Below are 12798 nucleotides of genomic sequence, written 5' to 3'. Positions count from 1 at the left end.
CTAGACGTTAGAGCGCTTCCGCGCCGGAGATGATTTCGATCAGTTCCTTGGTGATCATCGCCTGACGCGAGCGGTTATAGAGCTGCGTCTGCTTCTTGATCATTTCGCCGGCATTGCGCGTGGCGGAATCCATCGCCGACATGCGCGCGCCCTGCTCGGAAGCCGCGTTCTCCAGGATCGCGCGCAGCACCTGCACCGTGAGGTTGCGCGGCAGCAGCGTCTCCAGGATCTCGCCTTCATCGGGCTCGTAGTCGTAGACGGCCTCGGTCGTCTTCGTGCCGGCCGGAATTTCGGCGGGAATGATGCGCTGCGCCGTCGGGATTTGCGAGATCACCGATTTGAACTTCGAGAAGAACAGCGTCGCGACGTCGAACTCGCCCTCGGCGAAGCGCGCCAGGATGTTCTGGGCGATCGCCTCGGCATTGACGAAGCCGACCTGCTTGAAAGCGCGCAGGTCGATCAGCTCGATGATGTCCTTCTCGAACTGGCGCTTCAGGACGTCATGGCCCTTCTTGCCGACGCAGATGATCTTGACCGTCTTGCCTTCGGCCTTGAGCGCATTCGCCTTGTCGCGCGCCAGACGCGCGATCGAGGAGTTGAACGCGCCGCAAAGCCCGCGCTCGGCCGTGCAGACCACCAGCAGATGCACCTTGTCGGCGCCCGTGCCGGCGATCAGCTTCGGCGCGCTCGAACCCGAGACGCCGGAGGCCAGATTGGCCAGCACCGTCTCCATGCGCTCGGCATAGGGACGCGCCGCTTCGGCCGCAGCCTGCGCCCGGCGCAGCTTCGCAGCCGCGACCATCTGCATGGCCTTGGTGATCTTCTGCGTCGCCTTCACGGAGGCGATGCGGTTTCGTAGATCCTTCAAGGAAGGCATCGACGATCCTCATATTGGCGGAGCGCTCAGCGCCCCGCGCGGCCTCAGGCGAACGACTTGGCGTAGTCCGTGACGAGATCCTTCAGCTTCGCGGCATTCGCGTCCGAAAGATCCTTGCTGTCGCGGATTGCGTTGAGCAGGTCGAGATGCTTGCCGCGCACCAGCGCGAGCAGCCCGTCCTCGAAGGCACGGACCTTGTTGACCGGCAGCGGGTCGAGATAGCCGTTGACGCCGGCATAGATCACGACCGTCTGCTCTTCCATCTTCAGCGGCGAGAACTGCGCCTGCTTCAGGAGCTCGGTCAGGCGGGCGCCACGGTTGAGCAGGCGCTGGGTGACCGCGTCGAGATCGGAGCCGAACTGCGCGAAGGCGGCCATCTCGCGATACTGCGCGAGCTCGCCCTTGATCTTGCCGGCAACCTTCTTGGTCGCCTTGGTCTGCGCGGCCGAACCGACGCGGCTGACGGAGAGGCCGACGTTCACGGCCGGGCGGATGCCCTGGTAGAACAGGTCGGTCTCGAGGAAGATCTGGCCGTCGGTGATCGAGATCACATTGGTCGGGATATAAGCCGAGACGTCGTTGGCCTGGGTCTCGATGACCGGCAGCGCCGTCAGCGAACCGTTGCCGGCAGCGTCGCCCATCTTGGCGGCGCGCTCGAGCAGGCGGGAGTGGAGATAGAACACGTCGCCCGGATAGGCCTCGCGGCCCGGCGGGCGGCGCAGCAGCAGCGACATCTGGCGGTAGGCGACGGCCTGCTTCGACAGATCGTCATAGATGATGACGGCATGCATGCCGTTGTCGCGGAAATACTCGCCCATGGCGCAGCCGGCGAAGGGCGCCAGGAACTGCATCGGGGCAGCGTCGGAGGCAGTCGCGGCGACGACGATCGAATATTCCAGCGCGCCGCGCTCTTCGAGCACCTTCACGAACTGGGCGACGGTGGAGCGCTTCTGGCCGATGGCGACATAGACGCAGTAGAGCTTCTGGCTCTCATCCGTGCCTTCGTTATTGGCCTTCTGGTTCAGGATCGTGTCGAGCGCCACGGCGGTCTTGCCGGTCTGGCGGTCGCCGATGATCAGCTCGCGCTGGCCGCGACCGATCGGGATCAGGGCGTCGATCGCCTTGAGGCCGGTCGCCATCGGCTCATGCACCGACTTGCGCGGGATGATGCCGGGCGCCTTGACGTCGACGCGGGCACGGGCCTTGGCCTTGATCGGGCCCTTGCCGTCGATCGGGTTGCCGAGCGCGTCGACGACGCGGCCGAGCAGCTCCTTGCCGACCGGCACGTCCACGATCGCGCCAGTGCGCTTGACCGTCTGGCCTTCCTTGATCTCGCGGTCGGAGCCGAAGATCACGACGCCGACATTGTCGCTCTCGAGGTTGAGCGCCATGCCGCGCACGCCGCTCTCGAACTCGACCATCTCACCGGCCTGGACCTTGTCGAGACCGTAGACGCGGGCGATGCCGTCGCCGACGGAGAGAACCTGGCCAACCTCGGTGACGGAGGCTTCGGACCCAAAGTTGGAAATCTGGGCCTTCAGGATCGTGGAGATTTCAGCGGGGCGGATTTCCATCAGCCGACCTCTTTCATGGCAAGACGAATTGAATTGAGTTTGGTTTTCAGCGAGGCGTCGACCATGCGGGACCCCATCTTGACGATGAGCCCGCCGATCAGCGCCGGATCGATCTTGATCGCGACATCGACATCCTTGCCGGCGACGCCCTTGAGGGCGGACCGGATTTCCTCGACGCGCTTGGCCGTGGGCTGCTCAGCGAGTGTGACCTCGGCGCTGACGATGCCCTTGGCCTCGGCAACAAGGTTGCGATAGCCCTGGATCATGCCTGGCAGCGTGAACAGGCGGCGCTTGCTGGCGACCAACCCGATGAAGTTCCCGGCGATGCCGGAGATGCCTGCCTTGGCGAGGATCGCCTTGATCGCGGCGACCTGATCCTCAGCCGAGAAGGCCGGGCTCTCGACCAGCCGGCGCAGATCGGCGCTCTCGGCCAGCATCGCGTTGAAGCTGGAAAGGTCGGCGGAAACGGCGTCGATGGCATTGGCCTCGCTCGCCAGCTCGAAGAGCGCCGTGGCGTAGCGCCCGGCGACGCCCGAAACCAGTACTCGATCCTGCGATCCGCCTTCAGCCACGCGTCACGTCTCTCGTTCAAAGGACCACACCGGCGACCCCCTGCGAGGGCGGAGTGCATCGTCCTAGCGCTGCGATGTATCGATCAGGCGAAATGCGCGCTGGCAAGCGCACTTAACACCGAGAATGCGGCGGTGCACTAGCATGCGATCCGGGGGTGCGCAACCCGAAGAACGCCACAGTTCGGTCTCAATCTGGGGATGGCGCCGGGCAGGCTTTCGCCTCCCCGCGATCAATGATCCATCAGCTCTCGCCACCGGATTGGAGCCCGCGACCCATCGAGAACCGGTTTCCACTTTTCGACGCCATGCACTAACTTCACCGGACGATCGAATGCATCGGACCCCGACACGGGCTGGATCGATCGCGCTCGCCCGCTGCCGGCCGAAGCATCGGCACAAGCCGGGATACGGAGATCGACATGGCAAGGAACAGGATCGGTCTCGGGCTCTTCACCGGCCTTCATATCCTGGTCGGCGCATTTGCCGCAGCCTGGCCGCTCGCGCCGCCACCGGCCTTCGCCCAGGACGGAGCGGAAATCCGCTACATGCAATTGAATGACGAGACGGTCGGCGGCCGGCGGCTCACCTTCCGCGACAAGACCGTGATCTCGCTCTACAGGAATCACGACTACACCATCTCCGGCCCGCTCCATGTCGGCTTCTATGAATCAGGCGGCAAGAAGCCGACGCGAGGCAAATGGGAGGTCCGCTACGGCAACACCCTCTATGTGACGATGGAGGACGCCTCGTCGCGCGCCTCGGTCTTCTTCAAGATCGGCGACAAGCTCTATTTGCGCACGGTAACCGGCGGCGTGCCCAACTATGGCGACCTCATCCTCAACATCACGCCGTTGCGGTGAGACGACGTGATCGATTCTAAAAGCTTGGAGCATTGCTCCTGCGAAAATCGGGTACCCGCTGTTTCGCGCAATGCTCTCACGTCTTACAAAAAGCTCTGCGGATCGACATCGACCGCGACCCTGACCGAGCCTTTCGGCTTCGGCCCGCGCTTGAGCCAGGCCCGCAGATAATCCTGCAAATTGACCTCGCGCGTCGTCTTGACGATCAATCGCACGCGGTGGCGCCCGCGCAGCACCGCAAGGGGCGCCTCGGCCGGCCCCAGCACCGAGACACCATCAGGCGCATCGGCACAGCGCGCCAGCGCGCGCGCATGCCCCTCCGCCTCCGCCGCCGTATTGGCCGACACGATCAAGCCGGCGAGCCTTCCGAAAGGCGGCAGGCCGGCCGCCTCGCGTGAAGCGGTCTCGGCGGCGTAGAACCGCTCCGGATCGCCCGAGATCAGCGCCTTCAGCACGGGGTGCCCGGGATCATGCGTCTGCAGCAGCGCACGGCCGGGCCGTTCGCCGCGCCCGGCCCGGCCCGTCACCTGCCGCAGCACCTGGAAGGTCCGCTCGGCTGCGCGCGGATCGCCCGAGGTCAGGCCGAGATCGGCATCGACCACGCCGACCAGGGTCATGCCCGGAAAATTATGCCCCTTGGCGACGAGCTGCGTGCCGATGACGATGTCGAACTCGCCCGATGCGACCGCCATCAGCTCCTGCTTCAAGCGCTCGGTGCCACCCGGAAAATCGCTGGACAGCACGATGCCCCGCGCCTGAGGGAACAGCGTCGCGACCTCCTCGGCCAGGCGCTCGACACCCGGCCCGCAGGCCGAGAGGCTCTCAGTCGCATGGCAGGCCGGGCATTCATGCGGCCGGCGCTCGACATGGCCGCAATGATGGCAGACCAGCGCCCGCCGGAAGCGATGATCGACCAGCCAGGCCGAGCAGTTCGGACATTGGAAACGATGGCCGCAATCGCGGCACAGTGTCAGCGGCGCGTAGCCGCGACGGTTGAGGAAGAGCAGCGACTGCTCCTTGGCCTCCAGATTGTCGGCGATCGCCTTGATCAAGGCGCCCGAGATCCAGCGCCCGCGCTCGGGCTTGTCCTGGCGCAGATCGACCAGCCCCAGCGTCGGCAATTCGCGCCCGCCGAAGCGCTCGGGCAGCTTGAGATGCGTATAGCGCCCGCGCTCGGCATTGACGCGCGTCTCGAGCGAGGGCGTCGCCGAGGTCAGGATGACCGGCGCGTTCTCGATGCGCCCGCGCACCACAGCCATGTCGCGGGCATGATAGCTGACGCCGTCCTCCTGCTTATAGGCGGCCTCATGCTCCTCATCGACGACGATCAGGCCGAGATCGCGATAGGGCAGGAACAGCGCCGAGCGCGCGCCCGCCACCACCCTGGCCTCGCCGCTCGCGATCGCCGCCTGCAACCGCTCGCGCTTGCGGCCCGTCACGGCCGAATGCCAAAGGCCCGGCCTGACCCCGAAGCGCGCTTCGAAACGGTCGATGAACTGCGCCGTCAGCGCGATCTCCGGCATCAGGATCAGGCTCTGGCGACCCTGCCGGATCGCCTGCGCCACCGCCTCGAAATAGACTTCGGTCTTGCCCGAGCCGGTGACCCCCTCGAGCAGGGTCACGCCGAAAGCCGCAGCCTGAACCGAAGCCACCAGCTCCTTGGCCGCTGCCGCCTGCCCCTCCGACAGGACCGGCTGCGCGTGATCGGGGTCGGGCATCGCCGCAACAGCATCGCGCGGCAGCGCCTCGACGCTGAAGGTGCCGGCATCGACCAGCGAGTCGATCACCGCCATGCTGACCGAGGCCGCCTCCGCCAGCGCCGCCTTGCCCGTCAGCAGGCCGCCCTCTGCGGCGGCAATGGCGCGGGCGCGGGCCGGCGTCATGCGGGCTGGCGGCGCGCCGACGAGGCGGACGCCGAGCTTGGGCCGCTCCGGCGTATCGTCGGGCTGCCGGCGCAGGACCAGCGCCAGCACCGAGCCCTTGGGGGCAAGCGTGTACCAGGCGACCCAGTCGACCAGCTTCATCAAAGCGGGATCGAGCGGCGGCATGTCGACCCGGCCCGTCACCCGCTTGAGATTGCCGCCGCGCCCCGAGCCCAGGCTCCAGACCACACCCACGGTCTCGCGCGGGCCGAGCGGAACCTGCACGACATCGCCGGGCTTGAGCGCGAGCCCGTTCGGCACCGCATAGCTATAGGCCTGGTCGAGTCCGAGCGGGATCAGCACGTCGACCGTACCGCCCTCTTCCCCGCTGTCTGGCTCATCATTCATGGCGCCGTGTCTAGAGGCTGTTAGGGACTTTGGGGAGGATTTGATGAGGTCAAAACGACGGAGATGGGAGGAGCATTGCGCAGACGATACCATCGGTATCGGCAAGCGATGCGACGCTGCAGCTCCGCCGTTTTCACCTCACCCGCAGGGCGCGGCGCTTTTGCGCGACTGCGGCGTCGTTCTTCGTAGCAAGCCGGAAGGCTTGCGTCCTCGAACTCCTGGCATTCGCGCAAAATCGCCAGCGTCAAATCATCCCAAAAGTCCCTAACAGCCTCTAGCATCGATTCGCGACCTGTTAAGGCGGGAGCCTCATGCTCAGGGAACAACCGCGTCATGGCCGGGCTTGCCCCTGCCATCTCTTGCAGAGCCAAACGCGGGACGAGATGGTCGGGCCGGGCCCGACCATGACGGGAGCCCCGAGCCGTGACCGATTTCGACACCCTGCGCCGCGACTGGCTCGCCCATCTGGCAAATGAGCGCCGGCTCTCGCCCAAGACGCTCGAAGCCTATGGCCGCGATCTCGGCCAGTTCTCCACCTTTCTGGAGGGCCATCTCGGCGGCCCGGCCTCGCTCGCCGACATCGCGGCGCTGAAGCCCTTCGATCTGCGCGCCTTCCTCGGCCAGCGCCGGCGCGAGAATGTCGGCAACCGCACATTGATGCGCCAACTCGCGAGCTTGCGCTCCTTCGCCCGCTTCGGCGAGCGCACCGGCAAGCTGAAAGCCGCGGCCTTCGCCGCGACGCGCGGGCCGCGCATCGGCAAGTCGCTGCCGCGCCCGCTCGACGCCCGCGCCGCCAAGGCCGTGACCCAGGTCGAGATCCGCGCCGGCGAGGAGCGCGAGGCCTGGGTGTTGGCGCGCGATGCCGCCGTGCTGGCGCTGCTCTATGGCTGCGGATTGCGCATTTCGGAGGCGCTGTCGCTGACCCGCGCCCAGGCGCCGACAAGCGCCGGCGACACCCTGACGGTGATCGGCAAGGGCCAGAAGACCCGCATGGTCCCTGTCCTGCCGGCCGTGGTGACGGCCATTGCCGAATACATCGCGCTTTGCCCCTGGCGCTTGCCGCCGGATGGTCCGCTTTTCCTCGGCGTCAAGGGCGGCCCACTCTCGCCCCGCATCATCCAGCTCGCTGTCGAGGGCTTGCGCGGCGCACTTGGCCTGCCCTCCTCGGCAACGCCGCATTCCCTGCGGCACTCCTTCGCGACCCATCTGCTGGGTCGCGGCGGCGATCTGCGCGCTATCCAAGAGCTGCTCGGCCACGCCTCGCTCTCGACGACGCAGATCTACACCCGCATCGACTCGACGCGCTTGATGGCGGCCTATGACGCCGCCCATCCTCGCGCCGGGCGCTAGAGCAGGATGCGAAAAAATGGGAACCGGTTTTTCGCATCCTGCTCTAACTTCTGGACGAGAGACGGATTCAGATTTCAGACGGTGTCACTTTGTGACTCCGCTTGAAATCATCCGGCTCTAACGCGGAAAAAGCGCGGAACCCGTTCAGCCGACATTCACCTGTCGCCTTGGAGGAAGGACATGGCGTTCAACCGCGAATCGCGGGACGGGGGATGATTGATGTCTGAGCATTTCGAGGCGCCGGAAGGCGGCAACAAGAAGATCGCGCTGCTGATCGCCATTCTCGCGCTCATGCTGGCGCTGGCCGAGATCGGCGGCAAGCAGGCCGAGAACGAAGCTGTCGCCAAGAACATCGAAGCCTCGAATCTGTGGGCCTTCTTCCAAGCCAAGACCATTCGCGGCACCACTGTGCGCACCGCGTCGGAAGCGATGGAGATCGACCTCGCCGCCACGATCGACCCGGCCGCCCGCGAGCGCATGCAGAAGCGGATCGACGGCTGGAAGGCCACTGCCGCGCGCTACGATTCGGAGCCCGAGACCAATGAGGGCCGCAAGGAACTGATGGCCCGCGCCAAAGCGGCCGAGCATGAACGCGACGACTACAAGGCCAAGAACGAGAATTTCGAGATCGCCTCGGGCCTGCTCCAGATCGGCATCGTCGTCGCCTCGGCCTCGATCATCACCGGGGTCGTCATGCTCGCCTTCGTCGGCGGCGGCCTCGGCGCCCTGGCCCTTGGCTTCATGAGTCTGGCGATGTTCGCCCCGCATCTGCTGTTTTGAGACCCCCTCGCCGTAAAGCGCCAGGTTCAGGCTTTCGCTGAGGGCCGCGCCCATGGCCGCCTGGCGCCGTCGGCCTCGCGAAATCGCGTGATCTCGCCGGCAAAAGACCGCGTCACGTCGATATCGTCCCAGCCATTGAGCAATTGCTCGCGCCAGACCGGATCGATCGCGAAGGTGACCGCGCGATTGCCCCAGGCAACCGTCTGCTCCGCGAGATCGACACTGACCGGCAGATCCGGCGTCGCGGTCAGGGCCGCCAGCAGATCCTCGATATCGGCCTCGTCGAGCGCAGCCGGCAAGAGCCCGTTCTTGACCGCGTTGGATGCGAAGATGTCGCCGAAGGTCGGCGCCAGCACGACGCGGACACCATGGTCGGCCAGCGCATAGACCGCCGCCTCCCGCGACGAGCCGGAGCCGAAATTGCGCCGCGCTACTATGATCTCGGCCCCGCGCCAGACCGGGCGGTTGAGCGGAAAATCGGGCGTCTCGACCCCGGCCTCGTCGCGGCGCAGGTCATGCAGCAGGAAGCCGCCATAGCCCTCCGAACGCGGCCGCTTCATGAAACGGGCCGGGATCAATTGGTCGGTGTCGACGCCGGCGAGGCCGAGCGGGCAAGCCGGGCCGCTGACCCCAGTCAATGGCTTCACGACCGGCCCTCCAGCATCGGCCGGACATCGGTAAGATGCCCGGTGACGGCCGCAGCGGCGACCATGGCCGGCGACATCAGATGGGTGCGGGCGCCCGGCCCTTGCCGGCCGCGGAAATTGCGGTTCGTCGTCGAGGCGCAGCGCTCGCCGGAGGGCACGCTGTCGCCATTCATGCCAACGCACATCGAGCAGCCGGATTCGACCCATTCGAGCCCGGCCGCGATGAAGATGCGATCGAGCCCCTCCTCCTCGGCCTGCCGCTTAACCTGGCTCGAGCCCGGCGAGACCAAGCCCGGCACGCGCGCCTTGCGGCCCGCAAGCACGCTCGCAGCCGCGCGCAGATCCTCGATGCGGGCATTGGTGCAGGAGCCGATGAAGACGCGGTCGACCGCGATCTCGCTGAGCTTCTGCCCCGGCTGCAGCCCCATATAGGCGAGCGCATCGCGCATGGCGGCAGCACGACCGTCATCGGCGAGCGTGGCGGGATCGGGCACGCTGGCGCCGATCGGCAATGCATCCTCCGGGCTCGTCCCCCAGGTGACGATCGGTGCGATCGCGCCTGCATCAAGCGTGATCTCGCGATCGAAGACGGCACCCGCATCGCTCGGCAGTTGACGCCACGCGGCGATGGCTGCCTCCAGCGCCGCTCCCTTGGGCGCATAGGGCTTGCCGGCAATCCAGCCGAAAGTCGTCTCGTCGGGCGCGATCAGCCCGCAGCGCGCGCCCGCCTCGATCGACATGTTGCACATGGTCATGCGGCCCGCCATCGAGAGCGCCCGCACCGTCTCGCCGGCATATTCGACGGCGTAGCCGCGCGCCCCGTCCGCGCCGATCCTGGCGATGATGCTGAGGATGAAGTCCTTCGCCCCAACGCCCGGAGCAGGCGTGCCGTCTATGGTGATGCGCATGCGCCGGGGCTTCTTCTGCCAGAGCGTCTGCGTCATCAATACATGCGCGACCTCCGAGGCGCCGATGCCGAAGGCATAGGCGCCGAAGGCGCCATGGGTCGAGGTATGGCTGTCGCCGCAGACCATCGTCAGCCCCGGCAGCGTCAGCCCTTGCTCGGGTCCGACGACATGGACGATGCCCTGGCGCGGATCGTTCAGCCCGAAGAGTGTCACATCATGGCGCGCCGTATTCGCCTCGAGATCGTCGATCATCCGGGCGATCTCGGGATTGGCGATGTGGTCGCGGCCGCGCGTCGGCACGTAATGGTCGGCGATGCCGAAGGTCAGGCCGGGCTCGACGACGACCCCGTCGCGACCCGCGACTTGCGCAAAGGCATGAAACGAACCTTCATGCACGAAATGCCGGTCGATCCAGATCAGCGCATCGCCTGACGGCCGCTCGACGACGACATGCGCGTCCCAGAGCTTGTCGAACAGCGTGCGCGGTCCGGCTTCGGACTTGCTTGCGCTCCCAGGCGTTCCCGCGGTCATGGTTGCGGCTGTCATCGGGCCTACCCTCTCCACACCGATCATAGCGACCACACGGCGCTTGACGCAAGCAAGTTGTCCTATACGCTATACAGATAGATGTTCTGATAGACAGTCAGATCATCCGCCATTGAAAGGCCCCACGTGGACGCTTCGCTCGAACCCCTCAAGGCGCGACGCATCTATCTGCTGCTGCGTGAGCGCATCGCCAGCGGCGAGATTTCACCCGGCACGCGCCTGGCGAGCGAGCCGGCCCTGGCACTGCAGCACGGCGTCTCGCGCGTCACCATCCGTCGCGCGCTCGACAGCCTCGCGACGGACGGCCTGATCGATCGGCGCGTCGGCGCGGGCACCTTCGTGCGCGAGCCCGAGGCGCCCCGGCCGATCGTCGCGGATTTCTCGAACATGCTGACCCATCTGGTCGAGATGGGTCGCCGCACCGGCGTGCGCCTGCTCGCCTTCTCCTATGTCCAGCCGCCCGAGGCGGTGGCCCAGGCGCTCGCGCTTGGCCCGGGCGAGCGCACCCAGCGCTCGGTTCGCGTGCGCCTGATCGACGGCCAGCCCTTCTCCTATCTGACGACGCATGTACCCGAGCGCATCGGCCTGACCTATTCGGAGGCCGATCTCGCGACCGTGCCGCTGCTGACGCTGCTCGAACACTCGGGCGCGTTGGTCGAGCGTGCCAGCCAGGCGATCAGCGCGACCCTGGCCGGTCCTGATGTCGCCGAGGCGCTAGGCCTCGAGATCGGCTCGCCGCTCCTGTCCCTGACGCGCGTCGTCCTCGGGCCTGACGGCAGCGGCGTCGAGCATCTGCACGCGCTCTATCGGCCCGACCGCTACTCCTTCCAGATGGAACTCCACCGCGACGGCGAGGCTGGCGAGAGGCGCTGGTCGCCAGTACCGGCCAAGGCCTGCTGATCGCACGAGACAAGCCCGGCGCGAGACCGGGCCCGACGCACCGCAAACAGAACAGAGGAGAATGTGAGATGACCAGGACCACCGAGCTTTCCCGCCGCACGCTGTTGAAGACGGCGGCGATCGGCGGAGCGGCGACCATCGCCATGCCCGGCCTGCTGCGCGCACAAGCCCCCGCCATCAAGGTCGGCATCCTGCAGCCCGTCACCGGCGCTCTCGCCTATGACGGTCAGCAGGGCCAGATCGGCGCGGAGGCCGCGATCAAGGCGATCAACGAAGCCGGCGGCATCAAGTCGATGGGCGGAGCGAAACTTCAGATGGTCTTCGGCGACGCTCGCTCGACGCCCGAAGGCGGCACGGCGGAGGTCGAGCGCATGCAGGCCGAGGGCGTGGTCGCGATCGTCGGCGGCTTCGCCTCGCCGATCTGCCTCGCCGCCTCCCAGGCCGCCGCACGCTACGACCTGCCCTATATCGTCGATGTCGGCGTCGCCGATTCGATCGTCACGCGGGGACTGAAGAACACCTTCCGCTTCGGCCCCGGCTTCGGCACCGTGACCAAGACCGCGCTCGACAATCTCTCCAAGCTCAACGACGCCGCCGGCAAGCCGGCGAAGACCGTCGTGCTGGTGCATGAGGACGGGCTCTTCGGCTCGGGCATGGCCAAGCTGATGCAGGGCGAACTGCCCAAGCGCGGCTTCGAGGTGCTGGACACGATTGCCCATCCGACGCCCTCGCGCGACATGTCGAACGTCGCGCTCCAGATCCGCGCCAAGAACCCCGACCTCGTCATTCCCTCGAGCTATTACGGCGAATTCGCCCTGCTCGCCCGCACCATGCAGCAGCAGCGCATCAAGCCGAAAGGCATCTACGCCGTGCTCAACGGCGCGGCCTCGAATTTCCGCTTCGTCAAGGAATTCCAGGACGCCGCCCAGTTCGTGATGGACTGCAACCATTGGCACGATCCGCGCAAGCCTGTCGCCGAGGCGCTGCGCAAGCAGGTCGAGGCGTCGGGCAAGTTCTGGACCTACAACATCCCGCTCAACTACTCCTGCGTCCAGCTTCTCGCCGACGCGTTGGAGACGGCGGGCTCCGGCGACAAGGCCAAGCTGACCGAGGCGCTCATGGCCTCGACCTTCGCCGGCCACATCATGCCCTATGGCCCGACCAAGTTCGTCAACGGCCAGAACGAGGGCGGTGCGCCGGTGAACACCCAGGTGCAGGGCGCCGACATCAAGGTGATCTTCCCGACGGATTTCGCCGACGCCAAGCCGATCTTCCCCGTGCCGGCGTGAAGCGCGCTTTCCTTCTCCCCACTCATCTCGGGCTTGCCCGAGATGGGCAACCCAGAATGTCAAAGTCGGCAACAGCCGACTTTGACGGGGAGAAGGTGGCAGCGCGAAGCGCTGACGGATGAGGGAAGGCCAACGCCCAGAGGCCGCCGACTCTCACCCCGTCATTCCTTCCCTCATCCGTCGCCTTTGGCGACACCTTCTCCCCCGAGGGGAGAAGGGGAAACA

11 protein-coding genes are annotated in these 12798 nt (G+C 66.5%); 5 read left to right on the top strand and 6 right to left on the bottom strand.

The features are described 5' to 3' along the window. Nucleotides 1-7: 7 nt before the first annotated feature. Genes J2Y55_RS02620 through J2Y55_RS02610 form a run of 3 tightly spaced genes read right to left on the bottom strand, consistent with a single transcriptional unit; the run spans nt 8 to nt 3023 of the window. Entirely contained in the window at nt 8-877 is an 870-nt protein-coding gene (locus J2Y55_RS02620; protein WP_310147306.1) for a F0F1 ATP synthase subunit gamma, read from the bottom strand. Nucleotides 878-921: 44 nt separating this feature from the next. Then, the gene (gene atpA / locus J2Y55_RS02615) at nt 922-2451 is read right to left on the bottom strand and encodes a F0F1 ATP synthase subunit alpha (RefSeq protein ID WP_310147304.1); all 1530 of its coding nucleotides are present in this window, start codon (nt 2449-2451) and stop codon (nt 922-924) included. Further along, on the bottom strand, nt 2451-3023 hold the full coding sequence (locus J2Y55_RS02610) for a F0F1 ATP synthase subunit delta (protein WP_310147301.1): 573 nt from the start codon (nt 3021-3023) through the stop codon (nt 2451-2453). The genes atpA and J2Y55_RS02610 overlap by 1 nt, the downstream gene beginning before the upstream one ends. A 419-nt stretch (nt 3024-3442) precedes the next feature. Here J2Y55_RS02610 and J2Y55_RS02605 point away from each other — a divergent pair, with 419 nt between their 5' ends. Then, a complete protein-coding gene (locus J2Y55_RS02605) occupies nt 3443-3883 on the top strand; it encodes a hypothetical protein (protein WP_310147300.1) in 441 nt (146 codons plus the stop codon). An 83-nt stretch (nt 3884-3966) separates the two neighbouring features. On the opposite strand, the gene J2Y55_RS02600 is transcribed toward J2Y55_RS02605, so the two are convergent. Continuing rightward, nucleotides 3967-6153: a primosomal protein N' gene (locus J2Y55_RS02600; protein WP_310147298.1), complete on the bottom strand. Its 2187-nt coding sequence runs from the start codon at nt 6151-6153 to the stop codon at nt 3967-3969. A 423-nt stretch (nt 6154-6576) separates the two neighbouring features. On the opposite strand from J2Y55_RS02600, the gene J2Y55_RS02595 reads away from it, so the two are divergent. Next, nucleotides 6577-7503 carry a tyrosine recombinase XerC gene (locus J2Y55_RS02595; RefSeq protein ID WP_310147295.1) on the top strand — a complete coding sequence of 309 codons (927 nt, stop codon included), beginning with the start codon at nt 6577-6579 and terminating at the stop codon, nt 7501-7503. Nucleotides 7504-7722: 219 nt separating this feature from the next. After that, nucleotides 7723-8283, top strand: coding sequence for a DUF4337 domain-containing protein (locus tag J2Y55_RS02590; RefSeq protein WP_310147293.1), 561 nt, complete (start codon nt 7723-7725; stop codon nt 8281-8283). Between the two features lie 26 nt (nt 8284-8309). On the opposite strand, the gene leuD is transcribed toward J2Y55_RS02590, so the two are convergent. After that, nucleotides 8310-8930: a 3-isopropylmalate dehydratase small subunit gene (gene leuD / locus J2Y55_RS02585; RefSeq protein ID WP_310147291.1), complete on the bottom strand. Its 621-nt coding sequence runs from the start codon at nt 8928-8930 to the stop codon at nt 8310-8312. Further along, entirely contained in the window at nt 8927-10384 is a 1458-nt protein-coding gene (gene leuC, locus J2Y55_RS02580) for a 3-isopropylmalate dehydratase large subunit (protein ID WP_310147289.1), read from the bottom strand. The genes leuD and leuC overlap by 4 nt, the downstream gene beginning before the upstream one ends. 126 nt (nt 10385-10510) lie before the next feature. Between leuC and J2Y55_RS02575 the strand changes: the two genes are divergently transcribed. After that, a complete protein-coding gene (locus J2Y55_RS02575; protein WP_310147287.1) occupies nt 10511-11284 on the top strand; it encodes a GntR family transcriptional regulator in 774 nt (257 codons plus the stop codon). Nucleotides 11285-11352: 68 nt separating this feature from the next. Continuing rightward, nucleotides 11353-12573: an ABC transporter substrate-binding protein gene (locus J2Y55_RS02570; protein WP_310147285.1), complete on the top strand. Its 1221-nt coding sequence runs from the start codon at nt 11353-11355 to the stop codon at nt 12571-12573. Nucleotides 12574-12798: the final 225 nt, after the last annotated feature.

Source organism: Allobosea sp. BE125, from assembly GCF_031456075.1.
GTDB lineage: Bacteria > Pseudomonadota > Alphaproteobacteria > Rhizobiales > Beijerinckiaceae > Allobosea.
Note: the sequence above shows the minus strand (reverse complement) of the source record. Positions and strands in the feature narration are given on the sequence as shown.